Source organism: Streptomyces endocoffeicus (assembly GCF_016741935.1).
GTDB classification, from domain to species: domain Bacteria; phylum Actinomycetota; class Actinomycetes; order Streptomycetales; family Streptomycetaceae; genus Streptomyces; species Streptomyces endocoffeicus.
In genome coordinates, this window is sequence record NZ_JAERRG010000006.1 from 124,294 (window position 1) to 146,669 (window position 22,376).

At 71.9% G+C, this 22,376-nt stretch carries 20 protein-coding genes; 13 read left to right on the forward strand and 7 right to left on the reverse strand.

From position 1 onward, the window contains the following. Positions 1–2 precede the first annotated feature (2 nt). From JK364_RS17155 to JK364_RS17165, 3 genes are read right to left on the reverse strand one after another with little or no spacing between them, the layout of a single operon-like run. Positions 3–1,364 (reverse strand): serine hydrolase domain-containing protein, encoded by a 1,362-nt coding sequence (locus JK364_RS17155; RefSeq protein WP_201851966.1) that lies wholly within the window; start codon positions 1,362–1,364, stop codon positions 3–5. A gap of 44 nt (positions 1,365–1,408) precedes the next feature. Then, complete coding sequence (locus tag JK364_RS17160) at positions 1,409–2,608, reverse strand: copper amine oxidase (protein WP_201851967.1); 1,200 nt, start codon at positions 2,606–2,608, stop codon at positions 1,409–1,411. A 14-nt stretch (positions 2,609–2,622) separates the two neighbouring features. Beyond that, entirely contained in the window at positions 2,623–3,432 is an 810-nt protein-coding gene (locus tag JK364_RS17165; RefSeq protein WP_201851968.1) for a hypothetical protein, read from the reverse strand. A 314-nt stretch (positions 3,433–3,746) separates the two neighbouring features. On the opposite strand from JK364_RS17165, the gene JK364_RS17170 reads away from it, so the two are divergent. Then, positions 3,747–4,160 carry a helix-hairpin-helix domain-containing protein gene (locus JK364_RS17170; RefSeq protein ID WP_201851969.1) on the forward strand — a complete coding sequence of 138 codons (414 nt, stop codon included), beginning with the start codon at positions 3,747–3,749 and terminating at the stop codon, positions 4,158–4,160. Further along, on the forward strand, positions 4,157–4,495 hold the full coding sequence (locus JK364_RS17175) for a hypothetical protein (RefSeq protein WP_307841309.1): 339 nt from the start codon (positions 4,157–4,159) through the stop codon (positions 4,493–4,495). Before JK364_RS17170 ends, JK364_RS17175 begins: the two co-directional genes overlap by 4 nt. 16 nt (positions 4,496–4,511) lie before the next feature. Here JK364_RS17175 and JK364_RS17180 read toward each other — a convergent pair whose 3' ends face one another. Then, positions 4,512–5,252, reverse strand: a complete 741-nt coding sequence (locus JK364_RS17180) for an SDR family oxidoreductase (RefSeq protein WP_201851970.1) — start codon at positions 5,250–5,252, stop codon at positions 4,512–4,514. 160 nt (positions 5,253–5,412) lie between these two features. Here JK364_RS17180 and JK364_RS17185 point away from each other — a divergent pair, with 160 nt between their 5' ends. From JK364_RS17185 to dapE, 6 genes are all read left to right on the forward strand, one after another. Next, entirely contained in the window at positions 5,413–5,991 is a 579-nt protein-coding gene (locus JK364_RS17185) for a TetR/AcrR family transcriptional regulator (RefSeq protein ID WP_201851971.1), read from the forward strand. Positions 5,992–6,055: 64 nt separating this feature from the next. Beyond that, entirely contained in the window at positions 6,056–6,646 is a 591-nt protein-coding gene (locus JK364_RS17190; protein WP_201851972.1) for a helix-turn-helix domain-containing protein, read from the forward strand. 115 nt (positions 6,647–6,761) lie between these two features. Then, positions 6,762–8,129, forward strand: coding sequence for an NAD(P)/FAD-dependent oxidoreductase (locus JK364_RS17195; RefSeq protein ID WP_307841310.1), 1,368 nt, complete (start codon positions 6,762–6,764; stop codon positions 8,127–8,129). A gap of 2 nt (positions 8,130–8,131) precedes the next feature. After that, positions 8,132–9,454: an MFS transporter gene (locus JK364_RS17200; RefSeq protein ID WP_201851973.1), complete on the forward strand. Its 1,323-nt coding sequence runs from the start codon at positions 8,132–8,134 to the stop codon at positions 9,452–9,454. 130 nt (positions 9,455–9,584) lie between these two features. Further along, the gene (locus JK364_RS17205) at positions 9,585–11,087 is read left to right on the forward strand and encodes an amino acid permease (RefSeq protein WP_372461955.1); all 1,503 of its coding nucleotides are present in this window, start codon (positions 9,585–9,587) and stop codon (positions 11,085–11,087) included. Next, on the forward strand, positions 11,084–12,142 hold the full coding sequence (dapE, locus tag JK364_RS17210) for a succinyl-diaminopimelate desuccinylase (protein ID WP_201851975.1): 1,059 nt from the start codon (positions 11,084–11,086) through the stop codon (positions 12,140–12,142). Before JK364_RS17205 ends, dapE begins: the two co-directional genes overlap by 4 nt. Positions 12,143–12,284: 142 nt before the next feature. Here dapE and JK364_RS17215 read toward each other — a convergent pair whose 3' ends face one another. Continuing rightward, complete coding sequence (locus tag JK364_RS17215) at positions 12,285–13,940, reverse strand: PucR family transcriptional regulator (protein WP_201851976.1); 1,656 nt, start codon at positions 13,938–13,940, stop codon at positions 12,285–12,287. Between the two features lie 123 nt (positions 13,941–14,063). On the opposite strand from JK364_RS17215, the gene JK364_RS17220 reads away from it, so the two are divergent. Together JK364_RS17220 and menC are read left to right on the forward strand one after the other, a co-directional pair. Beyond that, on the forward strand, positions 14,064–14,978 hold the full coding sequence (locus JK364_RS17220) for a chorismate synthase (RefSeq protein ID WP_230992091.1): 915 nt from the start codon (positions 14,064–14,066) through the stop codon (positions 14,976–14,978). Next, positions 14,975–16,084, forward strand: coding sequence for an o-succinylbenzoate synthase (gene menC / locus JK364_RS17225; protein ID WP_201851977.1), 1,110 nt, complete (start codon positions 14,975–14,977; stop codon positions 16,082–16,084). Before JK364_RS17220 ends, menC begins: the two co-directional genes overlap by 4 nt. A 66-nt stretch (positions 16,085–16,150) precedes the next feature. Here menC and JK364_RS17230 read toward each other — a convergent pair whose 3' ends face one another. Beyond that, the gene (locus tag JK364_RS17230) at positions 16,151–17,353 is read right to left on the reverse strand and encodes a cytochrome P450 (protein WP_201851978.1); all 1,203 of its coding nucleotides are present in this window, start codon (positions 17,351–17,353) and stop codon (positions 16,151–16,153) included. A gap of 86 nt (positions 17,354–17,439) precedes the next feature. Between JK364_RS17230 and JK364_RS17235 the strand changes: the two genes are divergently transcribed. The 3 genes from JK364_RS17235 (at position 17,440) to JK364_RS17245 (ending at position 21,000) form a co-directional block, all read left to right on the forward strand. Next, positions 17,440–18,315 (forward strand): helix-turn-helix transcriptional regulator, encoded by an 876-nt coding sequence (locus JK364_RS17235; RefSeq protein WP_201851979.1) that lies wholly within the window; start codon positions 17,440–17,442, stop codon positions 18,313–18,315. After that, a complete protein-coding gene (locus tag JK364_RS17240; RefSeq protein WP_201851980.1) occupies positions 18,312–19,169 on the forward strand; it encodes an oxidoreductase in 858 nt (285 codons plus the stop codon). The genes JK364_RS17235 and JK364_RS17240 overlap by 4 nt, the downstream gene beginning before the upstream one ends. Before the next feature lie 247 nt (positions 19,170–19,416). Next, positions 19,417–21,000 (forward strand): PucR family transcriptional regulator, encoded by a 1,584-nt coding sequence (locus JK364_RS17245; RefSeq protein ID WP_201851981.1) that lies wholly within the window; start codon positions 19,417–19,419, stop codon positions 20,998–21,000. A gap of 60 nt (positions 21,001–21,060) precedes the next feature. Here the strand turns inward: JK364_RS17245 and JK364_RS17250 are convergent, their stop codons facing one another. Then, the gene (locus JK364_RS17250; protein WP_230992092.1) at positions 21,061–22,182 is read right to left on the reverse strand and encodes a serine hydrolase domain-containing protein; all 1,122 of its coding nucleotides are present in this window, start codon (positions 22,180–22,182) and stop codon (positions 21,061–21,063) included. Positions 22,183–22,376: the final 194 nt, after the last annotated feature.

Sequence of the window (22,376 nt, forward strand, 5' to 3'; positions counted from 1 at the left end):
CCTCAGACCAGGGCGCTTCTGCGGGCCATCCGGCCCGAGAGCTGGATCCGGTCCACGGCGCCGGTCCGCGGATCGCGGACGAACCGTCCGCCGGGGAGCCGGCGTCCGGAGGAGGGGTCCACCAGATCGCAGGTGAGGTCCTCGTGGCAGACCAGCGGCGCGGGGAGGTCGCCGTCCACGGACAGCGCGAGGCCGCCGCCGTCGCCGATGGTCACCTGGTACTCGATGTCGCCGTTGAGGTAGATCCCGGTGCACTGCGAGGTGGCGGCCATGGGGGTGGCCCGGTGCCGTGGGGTGGGTGTGGGGGGCACCCGGACGCCGGTGATCTCGCCGAGGACATCGGTCAGTTCGTTCCACAGCTCGGTGCCGGTGCCCGCATTGGCGGTGAACCCGACCACCGCGCCCGTGGCGGGATCGGCCCGCAGGAAGCAGGAGGTGCCCTGGGCGTTGCCGTCGTGCCCGAACCACAGGGTGTCACCGTGCCGGAAGAGCCCCCAGCCCAGGCCCCAGCCGTCGGCCAGCACACCGGGGTCGGCGCCGGGCACCGGGCGGCGCATCTCCTCCGCGAGCTCGCGCGGCAGCAATCCCGCGGCCCCGTCGCCGAGATGGGCCCGGCCCAGCGCCACCAGATCGAGGGCACTGGCCCGCAGCGCGCCGGCCGCGGCCTCGGCGGGGGCGAGGTTCTGCCGCACCGGCCGCGTTCTGCCGGTGGCCTTGTTGGCCGAGTGGCCGCGCGCCGTGGGCCGGTGCGGGGCGCCGGCCGTGCCGATGAAGGACGGCACGGTGCCCAGCGGATCGAGCAGAACGGACCGCACGGCCTCCTGCCAGCTCATCCCGGTGACCGTCTCGATCAGCCGGCCCGCGGCCACATAGCCCGCGTTGGAGTAGGAGAAGTCCGTACCCGGGGGCATCACCAGGGTGCGGTCGGTGCAGTGGTCCAGCAGATAGCGCGGGGCGCTCAGCGAGGCGACCTGGTCGGAGTCGGGCCCGGACGGAAGCCCCGCGGTGTGGCTGAGCACCTGGCGCACCGTGCACGGCTGACCGGCCCGCCGCAGCTCCGGCACATGGTCGCCGAGCGGGTCGTCCAGCTCCACATCGCCGTCCGCCACCAGGAGCATCACCACGGTCGCGGTGTACGCCTTGGTGATGGAGCCGATGGGCACGGCCGCGTCGGCGGCGCACGGCTCGCCGGAGTCCGCGTCCAGGACGCCGGTCTCCACGGCGAGGGTCATTCCGCCGCTGTGCACGGCGAGTTGGGCCCCGGGCACCTGATGGGCGCGGGCCAGGGCGGTCAGTCGGTCCTCGAGGACGCGGCGTATCTTCGACCGCTCCTCGGCGGACGGGGCCGGGGTCGTACGTAACACGGTGCACTCCTTGCCGGGGGATGGGACGGGCGACGGGGGCAGGGTCATGGCAGCTGGCTCGTGGCCGTGACGTCCCGGGGCACGATCCTGAAGCCCTGCCAGTGGGTGGGCATGGGGTCCTGGTCCTCGTCCCTGGGCACATGGTGGAAGTCGACACTGACCCAGGCCACCGGGTCGGTCAGCTTCTCGTCGCCGGTGTACTTGTCGACCGAGGTGGCACAGTCCGGGGCGGTGTTGCCGTAGGCCAGCCGTTCGCACTCCCGGTACTGCGTGAAGTACATGTCGTGATGGGTGAACTCCTCGGTCTCGCGCGGCCCCCGGTACTGGTCGCTCTGGTGGTTGTCGATCTCCCAGGACTTGGCGTGGCCGTCGGAGTTCTCGGTGGTGGGGTTCACCACCCGCCAGAAGCGGGTGGGCGCGAGGTCCGCCGCGGTCTCACGGGAGAACACCGTGCGCTTGGTGGTCCGCGCGGCCGTGCCACTGCCCGGGTAGTCGTACTGCTCCACGCGGTTCTTCGACTGTCCGTCGACGTCGAAGTCCAGCCGCCAGAAGATGTTGTGCGAGTGGTTCTCGCTGAACCGGGTGGAGCCCACTCCGGTCGGCCAGCCGCTGCTCGCGTCGGAGAACTGGAACGGCGAGAGGCTTCCGGTGGCGCCCGACCGGGGGGTGATGGAGCCGTCGTCCGAGAAGCGCCACTCGGTGATGTAGTCGTACCAGCCGATCTCGGAGACCGAGAAGACGACCAGGTCGGTGCCGTGCAGCACGCCATTCTCCACCGCGCTCTTGTAGGCGAACGGCCGCGGCTGCTCCTCGACGCACAGCACCGGGGTGTCACGGAAGTCGCGCAGCCTCCCGTCGGGGCAGTCCTTGGCGCCGAGCCGGGTGAGCGTGCCCTGCTCCAGATCGCCGAAGCCGATCGCCGAGACGTCGTAGAAGCGCGGCTGACCGCTGTCGTAGGGCACATGCACCTCGGCCAGCGAGGCGCTCTTGAGGACCCGGGTGGGGGTGCCGCGGTTCGGGGTGTAGATCACATCGCTCAGCACCGCACCGGTGTTGCGGTCGATGTCCCAGCACATCTGCCACCGGGCACCGTTCTTCAGGGTCGTGTCGATGCGATCCGCGGCGGGGCAGGACGGGGCCGCCGCGGCCTTCGCGGGCGCGGCGGAGGCCGGGCCCGGCACCCACAGGGCCAGCAATCCCACCGCGGCGATCAGCACACGGGCACGCCGAAACAGACTGGACACGGACAAGGCTCCCCTCACAGACCGATGACGGCGGCGCGCCTGGCCGACAGATCGATGACGATCCGGCTGGTGTCGATCCACTTGCCACCCGGAATGCGCACGAACAGCTGCACACACCGGTGCTCACCGCACCGGGACACCTTCCGGGCGCCGCCGACCCCCTTCGCCCGGGAGCCGAGGAACGACATGCTCTGGAGCCGCAGTTGGGTGGGCGAGGTCAGCCGCTTCCCGGTCTGCGAGGCGTAGGACTCGCGCATCCCCGGGCCGAGTGCGCGGTCGGCGAGGACGACCTTCACCGCCTCGCGGGCCTCGGCCAGGGTGGGCGGCGGCTGGACGCCGTGTTGGCGGGCGGAGTCGAGAACCTTCTTGGAGCGCAGATCGACCACCCTGGTGATGAGGGTGTCCGAGGCGTAGTCGTAGAGCTGGACCTCGGCCCGGCTGTCGGTGGCGGAGGACGCCGACTTGGCCCGGGGCGGACGGCGGGTGTCCAGCGGCTCGGCGCCGGAGCCGCCCGCGGCGTTCCGCTCCCCGTCATTCTTCTCCGTCGCTTTCCGACGGTCCTTCGCGGTCCCGGACCGGGTGGCGGCGTCGATGGCGATACGGGACGCCTCGCGCGATTCCTCGGATGTCAGCCGGCCGGAGTGTGAGGCGACGGCGGCCGCGGGCGCCGAGGGATCGGACGCGGGCGATCCGGCCGTACGGAGGGCGGCGATCCCGCCGCCCGCCAGCACCGCCGTCAGACCCAGTGCCGCGGATACGCGCCATCTCCGGTGACGGCGCCCCCTGGTATCGGCCGCACCCTTGTCCGTCGCGTTGTCTGTCATCACCCAGCCGTTTCCGTTGTCGGTCAAGTGAGCCCGGCGGGGCTCGCGGTGACAGCACTCGGCCGGATACCGGATTGTCGCTGGTGCGTTCCCCGTCGTGCAGACGGGATTCAAGCCGCTGACAACGGCTCGCGCGGACTCCCCCCGGACTCTTCGCTGTCCACTGTTAGCTCACGCTTTCACCACTCCGGGCGGCGTAACAGTCGCATTTGTCATCAAGCGGCTGTGAGAAACGCATGTCCCATGGACGGCTGAGCGGCCGCAAAGCGATGACGGGGAAGGCTCTGGGGAAGGCTCTCTGCCATCATGCTCACATGAGCCATTCGATCACCATTCGATGTGACATCTGTGGCGCCACTCATTCCTCCTCAGCGGCCGACAGCGTCGGTGCGCTTCGCGAAGTCATCGTCCAAATGAGCTGGTCGAGGGCGCGATGGGATGGCCGGGTGATCGATATGTGCGGTGGCTGCGGCGCCCGGGAAATGACGCCGAGCGCGCCCGGGCGGCGCTGCGGTTCCTGTGAGGGAGGCGAACTCTTCGATGCCCTCGGACACGACAGAATCGGACATCGTTTGGCCAATGCATTACTCAGAGCTGGTATCGATAATCTCGAACTACTCTCCGGTTTCTCCGCGCGTCAGCTTCGTGATCTGGACGGTATCGGTGCCGTGAGCGCACGCCACGCACTCAATCGTCTGCACTCCGCACCGAAGGAAAGGCGATCGTGAACGAATATTCCACTGGAACATCCGCCGGAACGTCCGCTGGAACGTCCGCACCGCCCGCTCTGTACGGCAGTCGGCGGCACCGGGTGCTGTGGGTGATGGGCGTGGTGTTTTCGGCCGGGCTGCTGGCGCCGCTGTTATTCCTCGGCGCCGCCCGAAAGGGGATCGTGCCGCGTACCGTACCCGCCGGATACGCGGTGGCCATCTATCCGATCGCGCTCGGACGGCAGTGGCTGCCGGACCCGGGGGACTGGATCTCATGGACCCTCGCGGCCGTGGTGCTCACCGCGGCCGTCCATGCCGCGGTCCTGGACACCGGCCGCACAGCCGCCGGTTGACCCCCGGGTGGGGAGGTCAGCTCTGCGCGGTGGGACGGACCACGATCTCGCCGACGTCGACACCGGCCGGCTGCTCGATGGCGAACGCGATGGCGCGGGCGATGGCGTCCGGGGAGATCGCGATCTTGTCCATACGGGTCTGGATCCCGTTCCTCGCGTCCGGGTCGGTGATGGAACCCGCGAGCTCCGTCCGGATGAACCCGGGCGAGACGGTGGTCACCCGCAGCGTCTCACCGGCCTCCTGGCGCAGCCCTTCGGAGATGGCGCGCACGGCGTTCTTGGTGCCGGCGTAGACCGCCATCGTCGGGACGATGACCAGCCCGGCGGTGGAGAGGGTGTGCACGAAATGCCCGGAGCCCTGCTCCCGGAAGACGGGCAGGGCCTCCGCGATGCCGTACAGCACCCCCTTGATGTTGACGTCGACCATCGCCTCCCAGTCCTCGACGCGCAGATCGTCGAGGGCGGAGATCGGGCTGATACCGGCGTTGCTGACCAGGACGTCCAGCCTTCCGTACCGTTCGCGTGCCGTCGCGATCAGACGGGACAGGTCCGCGCGCCGCTTCACATCCGTGACGACGGCGACGGCCTCGCCGCCCGCCCCGGCGATCCGGGCCGCCAGTGCCTCGATGCGGTCCGACCGCCGCGCCGCCAGGACGACCTTGGCGCCGCGCTCGGCCAGCAGCAGCGCGGTCGCCTCGCCGATACCGCTGCTCGCGCCCGTAATGGCGACGACCTTGCCTTCGATACCCGATGTCATGGGGTTCCTTCCAGGGAAACGTTGCGGGAGGGCAGGGGGGAAAGAGGGACGGCGATGGCCTACAGTGAGAAGTGGAGGCGCCGCCACTTCGCCCCACACTAAGTGGGTGTGCCTCCACTTAGCAACCGGGGAATGAGCCGGGGAATGAGGAGAGTCGCCGATGGCCAGGGATCCAGGGCGCCCGCTGCGGGCCGACGCACAGCGCAACCGGGAGAAGATCCTCTCCACGGCGGTGCGGGTGTTCGCCGAGGAAGGGCTGGACGCCCACCTCGAGCGCATCGCCAAGGAGGCGGGCGTGGGCACCGGCACCCTCTACCGGAACTTCCCGACCCGCGAGCTGCTGATCGAGGCCGCCTACCGCAATGAGCTGGCCCGGCTCTGCGACGCCGCCCCCGAACTCCTGGCGGCCCTGCCCCCGCGCGAGGCCCTGCGGGCGTGGCTGGCCCGCTTCATGGACTACGCCAACGCCAAGCTGGGCATGGCGGACGCGCTGCGGGGCGTGGTCGCGTCGGGCGTCAATCCGTACGCGCAGAGCCACGAGATGATCCAGGACGCGCTCGCGCGGCTGATGGACGCCGCCGTCACGGCCGGTGTGATCCGGTCGGACATCAGCGCCGCCGATATGTTCGCCGCTCTCACCGGCATCGCCCTCGCCTCGGGGAAGCCCGAACAGCGGGAGCGGGCCGACCGTCTCCTCGACCTCACTCTGGACGGGCTGAGTGCCGGAGCCGGTCAGTAAAGATTTCTGAGTTTTCAGTTCAGACTCTTGTGCCACCCGCTCAGCGCTCTTAACGTGTCCGGCCATGGAGAACGAACACGCCACGGACCGGGCCGCGGGATCCGGCGACGAGTCCGTGGGCGACCGGCTGCGTGCGCTGCGCAAGGCACGCCGGCTGACCCTGCGGACCGTCGCCGAGTCCGCCGGGATCAGTGAGGGCTATCTCAGCCAGATAGAGCGCGGGCAGGCCAATCCCAGCATCGCCACCCTCCAGCAGGTCGCCGCCGCGCTCGGCCTGAAGGTGGCCGATCTGTTCGGCGACGACTTCACCAGCGGCCCGAGCGTGCTGCGCGCCGAGGAGGCGCCCCGGCTCGCCCTCGGGGTGCTCGGCGGCCGCAAGTTCCGGCTGACCCCGGGGCCGCAGCACCATCTCGAAGTGTTCCTGGGGGAGTTCGACGCCCATGGCTCCACGGGCGAGACCCTCTACAGTCACGGTGACTCGGAGGAGTTCCTGTACGTCCTCGAGGGCACGGTCGGACTCCAGCTCGGCGACCGCTCCTTCACCCTCGGCGCCGGTGACAGCATCCGCTACTCCTCCGCCGTACCCCATCGGCTCAGCGAGACGGCCGGGGCGGCCGCCCGGGTGCTGTGGGTGATCAGCCCACCCAGCTACTGATCCACCCCACCTCACACCACTCGCCCCCTCGAGCCACTCCGATCCGCGACGAAACCGGGGCCATCCCAGGCCGCCCGACCAGCGGCCGTTCGACCACGATTGGCTGAGTGCCGCAGTGCTGAACGGAAATGTGTCCTTCTGGTACCGCCAGACCGGCTTCCCCGAACGGCGTCCGCCGCTCGACGGTGACCTCGCCACCGATGTGTGCGTCGTGGGCGGGGGCTTCACCGGGCTGTGGACCGCGTACTACCTCAAACAGGCCGCCCCCGATCTCGACATCACCGTCGTGGAGCGGGAGTTCGCCGGATTCGGCGCCTCGGGGCGGAACGCCGGCTGGCTCAGCTGCAAGATCGCCGGATCGGCCGGGACCTATGCGAGGAAGCGCGGGCGCGAGGCGACGATCGCCCTCCAGCGGGAGATGATCCACACCGTGGACGAGGTGATCTCGGTGGCCCGTACCGAGGGCATCGAGGCCGACATCGTCAAGAGCGGCTATCTCACCGTCGCCCATGGCGCCGCCCAACTGCCCCGGCTGCGCGCCGCGTACGACCAGCTGCGCCACTGGGGCGGGCAGGACCTGGAGTGGCTGAGCGCACCCCGGCTCGCCGAGCGGCTGCGCCTGGACGGGGCGCTGGCCGGCTACCACAATCCGCACTGCGCCCGGGTCCACCCGGCCAAGCTGGTGCGCGGCCTGGCCGCCGCGGTGGAGGCGCTGGGCGTGCGGATCCTGGAGTCCACCCCGGTCACCGCCATCGCCCCCGGCCGGGTCAGCACCCCGTTCGGCACCATCCGCGCGGGCCGGATCGTCCGTGCCACCGAGGGCTTCACCAGCGGTATCGAGGGCGAGCGGCGCACCTGGCTGCCGATGAACTCCTCGATGATCGTCACCGAGCCGCTCCCCGACGAGCTGTGGAAGCGGCTCGGCTGGGAGGGGCAGGAACTCCTCAGCGACGCCACCCACGCGTACACCTACGGACAGCGCACCGCGGACGGCCGCATCGCCATCGGCGGCCGCGGAGTGCCCTACAAGTTCGGCTCCCGCACCGACCGGGCGGGGCAGACCAGCGCGGACACCGTGCGCGCCCTGCGGCGGATCCTCACCGGCCTCTTCCCGGACACCGCCGAGGCCGCCATCGACCACGCCTGGTCGGGGGTGCTGGCCGTGCCCCGCGACTGGTGCGCCTCGATCGGCTACGACCCCGCCACCGGCGTCGGCTTCGCCGGTGGATACGTCGGCCATGGCGTGGCCGCCACCAACCTCGCCGGGCGCACCCTGCGCGATCTGCTGCTCGGCCACTCCACCGAGCTGACCGCGCTGCCCTGGGTCGGCCACCGCACCCGGCGCTGGGAGCCCGAACCGTTCCGGTGGATCGGGGTGCACGGCATGTACGCCGCGTACCGCGCCGCCGACCGCTCGGAGTCCTCCGGCCGTACCACCACGTCCCCCATCGCCCGCCTCGCCGACCGCATATCTGGACGCTGACCATGAGCAAGCCCACCGTCACCGCCACCGCCGCGGCCACGGACCGCGCCCCGGACACCGACCGCGAGCGGACCGCCCGCAGGGCCGGCCTCGCCTCGTTCATCGGCACCACCGTCGAGTGGTACGACTTCTACATCTACTCCACCGCCTCCGCGCTCGTCCTCGGCAAGATCTTCTTCGGTGGCGGCGGTGACACCACCGGCGCGCTGCAGGCGTTCGGCAGCCTGTGGCTCGGCTTCCTCGCCCGGCCGATCGGCGGCATCGTCTTCGGGCACCTCGGCGACCGGATCGGCCGGAAGAAGACCCTGGTCACCACGTTGCTGATGATGGGGATCGCCACCACCCTGATCGGGCTGCTCCCCGGCTACGACGAGGTCGGCGTCGCCGCGCCCATCGCGCTGGTGCTGCTGCGCATGGTGCAGGGCATCGCGGTCGGCGGCGAATGGGGCGGCGCCGTCCTCATCGCCAGCGAACACGCGCCCAAGGGGAAGGCGCTGTCCTTCGGCGCCTTCGCCCAGCAGGGGTCCCCGGCCGGATCGATCCTGGCCACCGGGATGTTCGCGCTGCTCACCCAACTGCCGGACGACGACTTCGACGCCTGGGGCTGGCGCGTGCCGTTCCTCTTCTCCGCCGTGATGGTGGTCATCGGCCTGGTGGTGCGCCTCAAGGTCGAGGAGTCCCCGGAGTTCGCCCGGCTGCGCGACGAGAAACGGGTCGCGAAGGTGCCCCTGCGGGAGCTGCTCACCGGCCACCCCGGATCCCTCGCACTCGGCGTGCTCGCCAGCTCCATCGGCATCGCCGCCACCTACTTCATCACCACCTTCGTCCTGTCCTGGTCCACCGACAGCCTCGGCATGGAGCGCTCCACCATGCTGAATGTGCTGCTCGTCTACAGCGTCCTGCAGTTCGTCACCCAGCCCTTCGGGGTGGTGCTGGCCGGCCGCTTCGGCCCGCGCCGCACCGTGGCGGCCCTGCTGGGCCTCAACTTCCTGCTGGTGCCGGTGATGTACGCCTGTGTCTCGACGACCCAGCCGGTCGTCGTGGGGCTCGGCATCTCCCTGCTGGGCATCACCGGCGCGATGAACTACGCGATCCTGGCCGGACTGCTCGCCGCCGCCTTCCCGATCTCCGTGCGCTACACCGGTATCTCCCTCTCCTACCAGCTGTGCTCGGCGCTCATCGGCGGTACGGCACCCCTGGTCGGCGAGTGGCTGCTGCACTCGGCCGGCGGATCGATCGTGCCGGTCGTGATCTACCAGATGGTGCTGGTGGCCGTGTCCCTGGTCTGCTCCCTGGCGCTGCTCAACCGCTCGCGGACGGCGTAGCCGCGGCCGGGCCTTGGCCGAACGGTCAAAGCCACGGACGGGTCTTTGGCCGATGCGTGCACCTCCCCGCCCGCTCCCTTCCGCATCATCAGGGGCCGTACAGCGCGGCGGCGCGGACAAGGGAGGCAATGTGAACGGTGTGCGAACACAACCGCACGGCCGGCGAACCCCGGCGCAGGCCACCGGCCCGGTCGGCAGGCTGACCCGCCGCCGGGAAGTGGCGGAGCTGGTCGCCGAGGCAGGTGGCGGTCCGCTCCGCCGCACCCTGGGGCTGACCCAGCTCACCCTGCTCAGCGTCGGCGCCACGCTCGGCACCGGGATCTTCGTGGTGCTCGGCGAGGCGGTGCCCCAGGCGGGCCCGGCGGTGGTGCTCTCCTTCGTCCTCGCCGGGGTCACCGCGCTGTTCTCCGCCCTGTCCTACGCCGAGCTCGCGGGCATGATCCCGGGCGCCGGGTCCTCGTACAGCTACACCTACGCCACCTTGGGCGAGCTGGTGGCCTGGGTGTGCGGCTGGTGTCTGATCCTCGAGTACGGCGTCTCCGTGGCCGCGGTCGCGGTCGGCTGGGGTCAGTACGTCAACGAACTGCTCCAGCTGACCGTCGGCCGGACCCTGCCCGACGCGCTCGCCGCCCCGCCCGGCGACGGCGGGGTGCTGAACGTCCCCGCCGCCGCCATCGTCGTCCTCGCCATGGTGGTGCTGCTCCGCGGCGCCCGGGAGAGCGCCGTGGTCAACACCGTGATGGTGGCGGTGAAGCTGGCCGCGCTCGTCATCTTCTGCGCGGTGGCCTTCACTGCCTTCCACGCCGGGAACTTCCGGCCGCTCTTCCCCCTCGGCACGGCCGGGATGACCGCGGGCGCCTCCTCGCTCTTCTTCTCCTACATCGGCTTCGACGCCGCCTCCACGGCGGGGGAGGAGGCCAAGCACCCGCAGCGCGATCTGCCCCGCGCCATCGTCCTCTCGCTCGGCCTGGTCACCGCCCTGTACTGCGCGGTGGCGCTGGCGGCGGTCGGCGCGATGCCCTGGCAGCGGTTCGAGGGCACCGAGGCCACGCTCAGCCAGGTCCTCGTCCGCTCCGTCGGCGGTGGCGAGCTGTGGCCGATCCTGCTGTCCATCGGCGCGGTCGTCGCCACCACCAGCGTGGTCCTCACCGTGCAGTACGGGCAGATCCGCATCCTGTTCTCGATGTCCCGCGACGGACTGGTCCCGGGGCTGTTCTCCAGGGTCCACCGGCGCACCGGGGTGCCGCGCGCGGGCACCGTCATCGTCTCCGCCTTCGTGGCCGCCCTCGCCGCGCTCATCCCGCTCGGCGACCTCGCGGACGCCACCAGCATCGGCACCCTCTTCGCCTTCGCCCTGGTCAACCTGGCCGTGCTGATCCTCCGGCGGCGCAAGCCGGACGCGCCACGCAGCTTCCGGGCGCCGCTCGCGCCCGTAACCCCCCTGCTGGGAGTGGTCTGCTGCGGGTATGTGATGTACGGGCTGGGGGCCGACACCTGGATCGCCTTCGGCGCCTGGATGGCGGTCGGACTCGTGGTCTACGGGCTCTACGGCATCCGGCACTCCACCCTCAACCGCCCCGCCCCCGAACCGGAGACCACGGAAACCACGGAGACCACGGAGACCACCCCATGACCCCGCTCGATCCCACCGCCGATGTGCTCGCGCTCACCCGCGCCCTGGTCGACATCCCCTCGGAAAGCGGCCATGAGGCCCCGCTCGCCGACGCCGTCGAAGGCGCGCTGCGCGCCCTGCCGTGGCTGACCGTCGAGCGGCTCGGCCACTCCGTCGTGGCCCGCACCCATCTGGGCCGCGACCGGAGGGTGGTCATCGCCGGGCACCTGGACACCGTCCCGGCCGCGGACAACTTCCCCTCCCGGCTGGACGAGGGGCTGCTGTACGGCCTCGGGGCCTGCGACATGAAGGGCGGTGTCGCGGTCGCCCTCCGGCTCGCGGCGGCGCTCCCCGCGCCCGCGCACGACATCACCTATGTGTTCTACGAATGCGAGGAAGTGGCCGGCGACCGCAATGGCCTGGCCAGGATCGCCGCGGAACGCCCCGAGCTGGTCCAGGCCGATCTGGCGATCCTCATGGAGCCCTCGGACGCCGGTGTCGAGGCGGGCTGCCAGGGCGTGCTGATGGCGGACATCGCCGTACGCGGCGAGCGGGCGCACACCGCCCGCGCCTGGAAGGGGGTCAACGCCGCCCACCGCGCCGCCGCCGTCCTGCGGCGCCTGGACGACCACACCGCCGGGCGGATCACCATCGACGGGCTGGAGTACCGCGAGGGGCTGAGCGCCGTGGCCGTGCGCGCGGGCGTGGCCGGGAACGTGGTGCCCGACCTGTGCGTGATCACGGTCAACCTGCGTTTCGCGCCCAGCCGTTCACCGCGGGAGGCCGAGGCGTACGTACGCGACCTCTTCCCCGAGTACGAGGTCGAGATCACCGAGAACACCCCGGGTGCCCTGCCCGGTCTGGACCAGGAAGCGGCCGCCTCGCTGGTGGCGTACCTCGGCGTGGCGCCCCGCCCCAAACTGGGCTGGACCGATGTCGCCCGCTTCGCCGCGCTCGGCACACCGGCGCTCAACTACGGCCCCGGCGACCCGTCCCTGGCCCACACCGCGGGCGAGTATGTGCCGGTGGAGCAGTTGCGGGAGTGTGAGACGCGGCTCATGGGCTGGCTCGGCTGAATCCGCAGGACACCCCTGAGCAGGTCGGCGGAAGTCGGCTGTGGCTCGAAAGGCGCCCCTAAGGGGCGCGGGGAACTGCGCGACCAGCCACGATGGTGCTGCGGACGATCGACGGCAGTTCGGGGCACTTCCAGTAGAGCGCTTAGGCGCACGCGCTCCGCAGCCCGGCGAGCGTGCGCAGCTGGAGCCACAGCACCAGCCGCTCGTCCGGGTCGTCCAGGTCGATGCCCAGCTGCGTCCGCGCCTGCCGCAGCCGGTAGCGGCAGGTGTTGGGGTGGACGGCCAGCAGCCGGGCCGCCCGCGCCATATCGCATCCGGCGTCCAGCCAGCACACCAGCGTCCGGGCATAGTCGGTGCCGTGCCCGGCGTCGTACGCCACGATGTCCCGCCAGGCTCCGGCCGCCAACTCCCGCCGTTCGCCCAGGAGTTCGGTGAGCCGGAGCAGTACGGCCCGGGCCCGGACCTCGTCCATGGCGGCCACCGTCTCCTCCGGGCCGAGCACCCGCAGCACCAGATCGGCGTCCTCCCGCGAGCCGCGGACCTCCGCCACCTCCGGCACCACATCGCCGAGACCGGCCCGCACCGGCACCCTCAGGGCCTGCTCCGCGCGGCGCACGATGTCCTCGGCCAGCCGCCGCTGCCGCTCCCCGGCCCGACCGTCGGCCACCGGCAGCAACGCGTACACCACCCCGTCGACCAGCACACAGGCATGCCGCCCGTACCGGGCCTCGCACTGCAGCCGTACGAGATCCAGCAGCCGCAGCGCGGCCTGCTCCCCGTCCGGCGCGCCCGCCGCGCCCTCCAGCGCGAAGGCGGCCACCCGCACCGGGGTGCCGGGGGTCATCCCCAGGCGCTCGGCGGCGGTGGCGGGCTCGGCGGTGCCGTCCAGGAGACGGCGCAGCAGATCGCCGGTCATATGGCGGGACAGCTCCTGTGCCGCCCGCGCCCGCAGCAGGAGCAGGGCGGCCGTGGAGGCGCCCTGGGCCAGCGCCTCCTCGGCGTCCGGTGCGAGGGTTCCGTCGTCGACGACCCACAGCGAGCCGAGGGTCTCACCACCCGCCCGTACGGCGACGGCCAGCCGCGGCAGTTCCTCGGCGCTGAGGGCGGGCAGGCGCACCGGCCCGTGGGAGGCGAACAGCACCCGGTACTGCTCGGTGTTCTCGGGGCTGCCCGGCACCTGACGGCCCAGGATGCCCTGGCGCCGGGGCTCGTCCACGGGCTGGCCGGGGATGGTGGAGTGGGCGAGGATGCGCTGGCGCGGATCCTCGATCACGGTGGCGCCGCCCACGGCCGTGGCCACGGCGCCCGCGAGCGAGAACAGATCGCCGAGCGCGGCGCCGCCCGCGGGGGAGGGCCGGGCCCCGACCGCCCCGGCCAGCAGCAGATGGACATGGTGCCAGGCGGCGTCCTCGTCCAAGGTGAGCAGGGCCGGCCCCCGCTCCCGCGCCCGGGCGACGGCGTCCGCGAGCCCTTGCCCGTGCCCGGACACGGATCCCTGCCCGGACGAGGGCCCCTGTCCGGATGAGGGTTCCTGCTCGGACAAGGGCCCGTTCGCACCGCGTATGACGAGACCCGCCATCCGCGCGGCCGCCGCCTCGTCCACCAGCGCCCCGGCCGCATCCGCGCGCACCCCGACCGCCAGCAGCAGGGCGCCGGGCGCCCGGTCCGGGAACGGGGCGTGGGCGTCGTACAGCAGCACCTCGGTGACGGGCGTGGTGAGCCCGGACGGGGCGGTGAGCAGCCGCAGCGCGGGCTCGCCCAGGGTGTCCAGCAGCTCCCCGAGGGTGCGGGTGTCCATGGGCGGTACCGGGCCTTCCAGGGGCTGACGCACGAGGCGATTGGCTGATCGCAACAGGACCCTAGGCCGCGGTTGTGCGTCCGGACAAGCCGAGCGCGGGCCCGCCCCGGGAGACTCGGGCCCATGACATCAGTGACGATGGACGCCGAGGCGCTGGCCACCGCCGCCGCCCGCGCCGCCGGGGTCGCCGTCCGCACCGTCCACGACGTGGCCGGTGTCCAGGCGGTGGCCGACTTCTTCGCCGAGGTGTGGCGGCTGCCGCGCAGCAATCCGCCCTATCCGGCCGAGGTGCTGCACAGCATCGTCCACGCGGGCGGCGCGGTGCACGCCGCGTACTCCACCGGGCCCGACGGGCAGGAGGGCGAGCGGCTGTCCGGTGCCGCGGTCGCGGTCTTCGGCCCGCCGGCCGACCGGGAGGTGTACTCGCTCGTGGCCGCCGCCACCGCCTCCGACCGGGGCGTCGGCCACGCCGTCAAACAGGCCCAGCGCGGCTGGGCCCTGGAGCACGGGGCCCACACCATGCGCTGGACCTTCGACCCGCTGGTCGCCCGTAACGCCCGCTTCAACCTGGTCAAACTGGGTGCCGTCGGGGCCGAGTACCTGGTCGACCTCTACGGGCCCATGAACGACGGGGTGAATGACGGCGACGAGAGCGACCGGCTCACCGCCCGCTGGGACCTCCTTGCGCGACCCGCACCCGCACCCGCACCCGCACCCGCACCCGCACCCGCACCCGCCTCCACCCCCGCCGATGACACCGACGACCGGGCAGCGGCCCCGGTCCTCCGCCATGCCCCCGACGGCGGCCCGCTCGCCGCCCGCCACGGGGACCGGCTGTGGTGCAGGGTGCCCGGGGACATCGTCGCGCTGCGCACCGCCGACCCGGCCCTGGCGCTGCGCTGGCGGCACGCCGTGCGCGAGGTGTTCACCGAGGCGTACGCCGAGGGCTTCCTGGCCACCGCGATGTCCCGCGACGGCTGGTACCGGCTCACCCGGAACCCCGCCCCGACCACCCCCGGAGAGGACCCGCGGCCATGAGGCTCGAACGTGCCGAACTGCTCCATGTCGCCCTTCCGCTGATCACTCCCTTCCGCACCTCCTTCGGGACGATGACCAGCAAGGACACCTTTCTGCTGCATATCGTCACCGACCGGGCCGAGGGCTGGTCGGAGTTCGCCGCCGATCCGGAGCCGCTGTACTGCGCGGAGTTCGTCGCCGGCGCCGAGATCGTGATCCGCGACTTCCTGCTGCCCCGGGTGGCCGCCCTCCCCACGCCCACGACCGCGGCCCTCGCCCCCGCCATGGCCGCCGTCAAGGGCCATGAGCTGGCCAAGGCGGCCCTGGAGACCGCGCTGCTCGACGCCGAACTCCGCGCCCACGGCATGCCGCTGGCCACCTTCCTCGGCTCGGTCCACGAGCGGGTGCCCGCCGGGGTGTCCGTGGGCATCAAGGACTCCCTCCCGGAGCTGATCGACGACGTCGAGCGGTATCTCGCCGAGGGCTATGTGCGCATCAAGCTGAAGATCGAGCCGGGCTGGGACGTGGCGCCGGTGCGCGCGGTACGGGAACGGTTCGGCGAGGCGCTGCCGCTTCAGGTCGACGCCAACACCGCGTACACCCTCGCCGACGCCGAACACCTCAGGAAACTCGACGAGTTCGGGCTGCTGCTCATCGAGGAGCCGCTGGAGGAGAACAACCTCCACGCCCACGCCCGGCTCCAGCGGCGGCTGACCACCCCGGTCTGCCTGGACGAGTCCATCCACAGCGCGCGCGACGCCGCGTCCGCGATCGCGATGGACGCCTGCCGGGTCATCAACATCAAACCGGCCCGGGTCGGCGGCTATCCGGAGGCCCGCCGCATCCACGACCTCGCCGCCGCCCACGGCGTCCCGGTGTGGTGCGGGGGCATGCTGGAGACCGGTATCGGCCGCGCCCCCAACCTGGCCCTCGCCGCCCTGCCCGGCTGCACCCTGCCCGGTGACACCTCGGCCTCCGGCCGGTACTTCGCCGAGGACATCACCGAGCCGTTCGTCCTCCAGGACGGCCACCTCCCGGTGCCCACCGCGCCCGGCATCGGCATCGACCCGCTCCCGGACGCCCTCGCCCGCTTCACCACCGCACGGCGGCAGCTGTACCCGCGCTGACCCGCGCCCGCCACCAGCCGGTCGGGTCCAGCCGGCCGGGTCCAGCTGGTCAGGTCCAGCTGCTGGTCAGGTACGGCCGGTCAGCACGACCGTGCAGCCGCGCAGCTCATAGCTGTCGATCCCGTCCTTGAAGCCGACCCTGGGCGGGGTGGCCATACGGACGCCGGGCAGGGCGAACAGCCGGCTGAGGAAGACATCCGTCTCCAGGAGCGCGATGGCCGCCCCGGGGCATTTGTGCGCACCGTCCCCGAACGACAGCCCCGGCGCCCCCGCGCCCGCGGCCATCGGGCGGCCCGGACACACCCGCTCCGGCCGCCCGCCCACCGTACGGGCGTCGAGATTGGCGCGGTGCAGCAGGACATCGACCAACTCCCCGGCCGGGACCGTCACTTCCGCGTCCGGGTCCCGGCCGTCGCCGGGCAGCCGGAGCGGTGCGGTGGTACGGCGGCGGAGCCGGCCGATGACCGGTTCGAGCCGGAGGATCTCCTGGAGGACCGCGATCCGGCCGGGCTCGTCGGCGGCCCGGTAGCGCGCCAGCAGGGCGGCGTCGCCGAACAGATGCCACGCGGCCATATTGACGAACTCCCGGGTGGTGACCATGCCCGCGGCAGCGAAGGTGAGGCATTCCCCCAGGATCTCGCCGGACGAACACCCCTCGTCCAGCAGATGGGAGATCAGGTCGTCGCGCCGCCGTCGCCGCCGCGCCCGTACGGCCGGACGGACATCACCCCAGTAGACCCGCAGCCAGTTGGCGTTCTGCCGCACCAGCCAGCGGATCCCGTGGAGGCTGGTCAGCCCGGGCGTGCCGAACTTCTCGGGGAAGAAGCGCTCCAGCCGCGTCCGGATCCCGGGCCGGCTCTCCGTCAGGCCGATCACGGCGCCGGCCACCTCGATGGCCAGATGGAAACTCAAGTCGGCGAGGTGGCCCCGGCCGGTCTCCCGGACGGTGTCGAGCTGTGCCTCCGCCACCCTGACCATGACCTCGCGGTAGTGCTCGTCGACCCGGCGCGGGGTGAAGAACCGGGCGGTCTGCCGCCGGTCCTCGCGGTGTTCCGGACCGTCCCGGTAGAGCACCGGGCGCCGGAACCGGGACGGCAGCTTCTCCACCGTCTCGACGCCGAGCCCGGCCTGCACAGTGGCGGTGGCGCGCAGTACGGCGCGGGCCTCCTCGTAGCCGGACACCTGCCAGATCCCGTCGGGCCCCCGCCGCGCCGGGCAGCCGTCTCCGTCCGGCCCCCGGCCGGCCCTGCGCTCCCCGTAGTGGTCCATGGGCGGCACCTCCCGGCCCAGACTAGGAGTAGCGCGGCCACCTTACGAGGCCCTGACCGTGCTTTCCCCGGTCTACGCTCGCTTTCATGGACAGCGAGAACCCTCTGGGGCGCTTTCTGCGCGCCCGCCGTGAACGGGTGCGGCCCGAGGACGTGGACATCCTGCACGCAGGCCGGCGCCGGGTGGCGGGGCTGCGCCGGGAGGAGGTCGCCCTGCTGGCCGGGGTCAGCACCGACTACTACATACGGCTGGAGCAGGGCCGGGAGCGGCATCCCTCGGCGCAGGTGGTCGAGGCGCTGGCCCGGGCGCTGGTGCTGGAGGAGGACGCGGTCGCCCATCTGCACCGGCTGGCCCGCCCGGCCCCCGGCCGGCGCCGCCCGGCCGCGCGGCGGGAGCGGGTGAGCCCGACCCTGCTGCGGATGATGGAGGGCTGGCCGCGGACCCCGGCCGTGGTCCTGGGCCGCTGTCTGACCGTACTGGCCCACAACACCCTGGGCAGGGCCCTCTTCGACGGGCACACCCACAGCCGGGATCTGATGCGGCTGGTCTTCCTCGACCCGGACGCGCGGGAGTTCTACCCCGACTGGGAGCGGGTGGCGGTCAACACCGTCGCCGGGCTCCGCGCGGCGGCCGGCATTGACGCCGAGGACCCGGAACTGATCGCCGTCGTCGGTGAGTTGTCGCTGAAGAGCGAGTCGTTCCGGCGGCTGTGGGCCCGCCATGACATCCGCCAGAAGACCCATGAGACCAAGCGCTTCCGGCACCGGCTGGTCGGTGAGCTGACACTGGAGTACGAGGCACTGACCGTGAACAGCGCCCCCGGCCAGCAGCTCATCGTCTACCAGGCCGAGCCGGGCAGCCCGTCCGAGCAGGCGCTGGCCCTGCTGGGCAGCCTCACCGCCGACATGGTGGAGGCGCCCCACGACCCCATGACCACCACGACGAAGGACACATCCGCATGACCGTCAACGACTCGCCCGTCTGGTTCATCACCGGCTGTTCCACCGGTCTGGGCCGGGCCCTGGCCACCGCCGTCCTCGGCCACGGCCACCGCGCGGTGGTCACCGCCCGCGACCCCCGGCAGGTGGCCGACATCGTCGCCGGTCACGGGGACCGCGCGCTGGCCCTGGCGCTCGACGTCACCGACAAGGCCCGGGTGGCGGAGGCGGTGAAGGAGGCGGAAACCGCCTTCGGCCGCATCGACGTACTCGTCAACAACGCGGGCTACGGCTACCTCGCCGCGCTCGAGGAGGGCGAGGACGAGGAGGTCCGGGCCCTGTTCGACACCAATGTCTTCGGCCTGGTGGACGTCACCCGCGCGGTGCTGCCGGGCATGCGCGCCCGCCGCGCCGGCCACATCGTGAACATCTCCTCCCTCGGCGGCCTGGCCGCCTTCGGCGCCACCGGCTACTACCACGCCACCAAGTTCGCCGTGGAGGGCCTGTCCGAATCGCTCGCCGCCGAGGTGGCCCCGCTGGGCGTCAAGGTGACGATCGTCGAGCCCGCCGCCTTCCGCACCAACTGGTCCGGCCCCTCCATGTGCCAGTCCGCCACCACCATCGACGACTACGCCGGGACCGCGGGCGCACGGCGCGCCGGCACCCTCGCCACCTACGGCCACCAGCCCGGCGACCCGGTCCGCGCGAGCGAGGCCATCATCGGCGCGGTGGAGGCGGCGGAACCCCCGCTGCGGCTGCTGCTGGGCAAGGCCGCCTACGACATCGCCCAGGCCCGGCTGGACTCCCTCAGGGCCACTTTCGACACCTGGCGCGAGGTCACGCTCGGAGCCGACTACCCCGTGGCTGCGGCGTCCTAGGGGCGTCCGACGTGTGGTGACGCCTGCGGCGGGCTGTTCCCCTCCCCGCCCCTTCCCACAACTGGGGCTCCGCCCCAGACCCCAGACCCCAGACCCCAGACCGGGGCTCCGCTCCCTTTCGCCGTCACGGCCGAGGTGCCCCTCCCCGGCGGCGGCCCCCGCACCTATGCTCGGCCGGGTGCTCGCGGGAAACGAAATATCCTCTCCGGGCAGCGGCCCGTCCGGGCCGGGGCTTTGAGGAGCACCCTTGAACGCTTGTACGCTCGGCGACCTCGTCGGCAGCTTGGCCCTGCGGCTCCACACCGCGCCCGCCGGCCCCGCCACCCCGGTCACCGAGGTGCTGCTGTATGACGCGCACGTCCCGCTCCCGCATGCGCCCGGGGCTCTGCTGCTGGCGGTCGGGGTGCGGGCAGTCGCGGCCGGGTCGCTGGTGTCGGCCGCGGCGGCGGCCGGGGTGACCGGGGTCGTGGTGCGGGGCGCGGACGGGCCGGTCGGGGAGGCCGAAGCGTATGGTGTGGCGCTGCTGTCGGTCGACGAGGAGGTGTCCTGGCACCATGTGTATCTGATGCTGGCCTCGGCGATCGGCGCCCGGTCCGCCCCCGGAGGTGGGCCGGATGACCTGTTCGCGCTGGCCGACGCGATTGCGGCGGCGACCGGCGGGGCCACGTCTGTGGAGGACCCGCACCAGCGGATTCTGGCCTACTCCACGGTGCCCGGTCAGCCGGTCGATGAGGACCGCCGCCAGGGCATCCTCGGCCTTCGGGTCCCGGACGGCGTGGCGAACGAGGACCAGGTCCGGCTGGTGTTCGGCTCGGACGGGCCGGTGCGGCTGCCTCCGCTCACCGTTGGAGACCTGCCGCGGCTCGCGGTCGCGGTGCGGGCCGGTGGCGAGACGCTCGGCTCGATCTGGGTGGTCGACGGCGGCACGCTGGCCGCGGGCGTGGAGGAGACCCTGGCCCAGGGCGCGTCCACGGCGGCGTTGCTTCTGCTGCGCGCCCGCGTGGCCCGGGAACTGGCTCGCGATCAGAACACCTACCTGGTACGCCGGTTGCTGGAGGGTTCGGCGGATGCTTCGACGGCGGCGCACCGCCTGGGGTGGGACGCGGTCCGGGTGGCCGCGTTCGTGCTGGACTCATCGGCGAGTGTGCCGGACGCCGAGCGGGCCCTGCTCAGGCTGCTGGACGTCGTGCGCCTTCAGTGCGAGGCCCGCCACGGGCAGCATGGGTGCGTGCTCCTGGACGGGGTGGTGTACGCCTTGCTTCCCGCGCCGGCACGCGGGAAGCAGGGCGGGGAGCATATGACGCAGGAGCAGAGGACGGCCGACCGGCGGCACCGGCACTTGGCGGAGGACATCGTGCGCCGGGCCGGGCGGTCGCTGCGGGTGCCGGTACGGGCGGCGCTCGGCGAGGTGGTGCCCGACCTCGGCGAGGTGGCGGACTCGCGTGCGGACGCGGACCTGGTCCTGCGGCTGCTGAACGACGATCTGCCGGTGGCCACCGTAGCCGAGGTGCGTCCCCGGGTGACGCTGCTGCGGCTCCGCGATGTGATGGGGGAGCGGCGGGAGTTGAGGGCGGGCGCCTGGCGGCGGGTGCTGGCGGCGGACGCCGAGCACGGCACCGATTACGCCCGCACCCTGGTGTCCTGGTTCGACGCGGGCTGTGATGTGGCAGGCGCGGCCAAGGCGCTGTCCGTCCATCCCAACACCTGCCGCTACCGTCTGAAGCAGGTCGGCCGGCAGCTCGGGATCGACCTGGCGGACCCCGACGAACGGCTGGTCCTTTGGCTGCAGTTGAGGGTTCTGGCCGAGGGCTCCTGGTCGGATGGTCCCTGACAGGTCGGATGGTCCCTGACAGCCGCTCCCTGACAGCCGCTTCCTGACAGCCGCTCCCCGTCAGCGCAGGTCGCGGATGAGTTCGCGGAGGATGGAGTCCACCTTCTCCTCCTTGAACTCTTCCGAGCCGATCAGCAGCGTCACGGCCCGCCGGCCGTCATCGGTGACAGCGTTCCTGAGCTTGTGGCCGGTCTCCATGAAGCCGCTGTGTCCCCAGGTGACAAAGCCCGGGGTGCTCTCATATCGCTCGACTCCCAGGCCGTACCGCCCGCCGCTCTCCTCGGGGTCCGCAACGGTCCGCTTCATCTCGGCCAGCTCGGCCGGGGCCAGCAGCTTCCCGGACATCAGCGCGGTGAAGAAGGTGGTGACGTCGGCACCGGTGGAGACCAGCGCACCGGATGCGTCGGCCGCGGAGACGTTCCACTCCGTCCAGTCCAGCACTTTCCCGGACCGCTCCACGTAGCTTCGCAGGTCCGGCTTGGGGAGCGTGGTCCGGTCGCCCGGCCAGGAGGTGTGGCGCAGTCCGAGGGGCTTGATGATCCGTTTCTTGATCTCGGTGCTGATGCTTCGGCCGGTGACCTCGGTGACGATCAGGCCGGCCAGGTTGTAGTTGGTGTTGGAGTAGGAGAAGCGGTGCGGAGTGCTGTTGTCGGCTGTAGGCAGAGTCAACGCCTGCAGGACCGTGTCCAGGGGCTCGAAGTGATCCCAGCGGTGCGCGACCTCGTCCTCCCAGTATGGCGCGTCCAGGTAATCGGGCAGGCCACTGGTGTGCTGCAGCAGCTGCCGAATCGTGATCTTGCGCCCGTCATAGTGTTTGGTGCGGATCAGACCCGGCAGATAGTGGTCGACGGTGTCATCGAGCTTGATCCTGCCTTCGCCGACGAGCTGGAGCACGACCGTGGCCACCCAGGTCTTGGTGTTGCTGGCAATACGGCTGTGCTCATCGCCGACGACCTTACGTCCCGTCCTCAGGTCGGCGAGGCCGACCCCGGCGTTCCGCACACCGCAGCGTGGACTCTTCACCGTCACGCTGATCCCCGAGGCGTCGGCGCTGCTCAGTTCCTTCAACGCCTTTTCCATGGGCTTCGTGTCACACCCCGGTGCCGCGGCCGACGCGGCGGGAGCGGCCAGCAGAGGGACGATGACCGCCAATGCCGCAACAACGCTGGTCCTACGTCGCATCAAGTCTCCTTCATCCCGTGCGGTTACGTGCGGCGCAACCGGTTGCGCACAGCATCGGGCATGGGCCGGCCCTGGGCATGCAGCGCCTGGCAAGGGATTTCACCCATGGTTTGTACGCCTGGCCAACAGGCCGTCTCATCCGATCTGTTATGCGGCGGAGCCCTTGTCCACACGTCCAAGCGACGACCGGCTGA

What these genes read in the sequence shown, in the direction of transcription:
- JK364_RS17200 (WP_201851973.1), top strand. Translation starts at nt 8,132, where the DNA reads ATGAGCAAGCCCACCGTCACCGCCACCGCCGCGGCCACGGACCGCGCC.
- menC (WP_201851977.1), top strand. Translation starts at nt 14,975, where the DNA reads ATGAGGCTCGAACGTGCCGAACTGCTCCATGTCGCCCTTCCGCTGATC.
- JK364_RS17215 (WP_201851976.1), bottom strand. Translation starts at nt 13,940, where the DNA reads ATGGACACCCGCACCCTCGGGGAGCTGCTGGACACCCTGGGCGAGCCC.
- JK364_RS17240 (WP_201851980.1), top strand. Translation starts at nt 18,312, where the DNA reads ATGACCGTCAACGACTCGCCCGTCTGGTTCATCACCGGCTGTTCCACC.
- JK364_RS17235 (WP_201851979.1), top strand. Translation starts at nt 17,440, where the DNA reads ATGGACAGCGAGAACCCTCTGGGGCGCTTTCTGCGCGCCCGCCGTGAA.
- dapE (WP_201851975.1), top strand. Translation starts at nt 11,084, where the DNA reads ATGACCCCGCTCGATCCCACCGCCGATGTGCTCGCGCTCACCCGCGCC.
- JK364_RS17165 (WP_201851968.1), bottom strand. Translation starts at nt 3,432, where the DNA reads ATGACAGACAACGCGACGGACAAGGGTGCGGCCGATACCAGGGGGCGC.
- JK364_RS17185 (WP_201851971.1), top strand. Translation starts at nt 5,413, where the DNA reads ATGGCCAGGGATCCAGGGCGCCCGCTGCGGGCCGACGCACAGCGCAAC.
- JK364_RS17230 (WP_201851978.1), bottom strand. Translation starts at nt 17,353, where the DNA reads ATGGACCACTACGGGGAGCGCAGGGCCGGCCGGGGGCCGGACGGAGAC.
- JK364_RS17220 (WP_230992091.1), top strand. Translation starts at nt 14,064, where the DNA reads ATGACATCAGTGACGATGGACGCCGAGGCGCTGGCCACCGCCGCCGCC.
- JK364_RS17170 (WP_201851969.1), top strand. Translation starts at nt 3,747, where the DNA reads ATGAGCCATTCGATCACCATTCGATGTGACATCTGTGGCGCCACTCAT.
- JK364_RS17250 (WP_230992092.1), bottom strand. Translation starts at nt 22,182, where the DNA reads ATGCGACGTAGGACCAGCGTTGTTGCGGCATTGGCGGTCATCGTCCCT.
- JK364_RS17180 (WP_201851970.1), bottom strand. Translation starts at nt 5,252, where the DNA reads ATGACATCGGGTATCGAAGGCAAGGTCGTCGCCATTACGGGCGCGAGC.
- JK364_RS17190 (WP_201851972.1), top strand. Translation starts at nt 6,056, where the DNA reads ATGGAGAACGAACACGCCACGGACCGGGCCGCGGGATCCGGCGACGAG.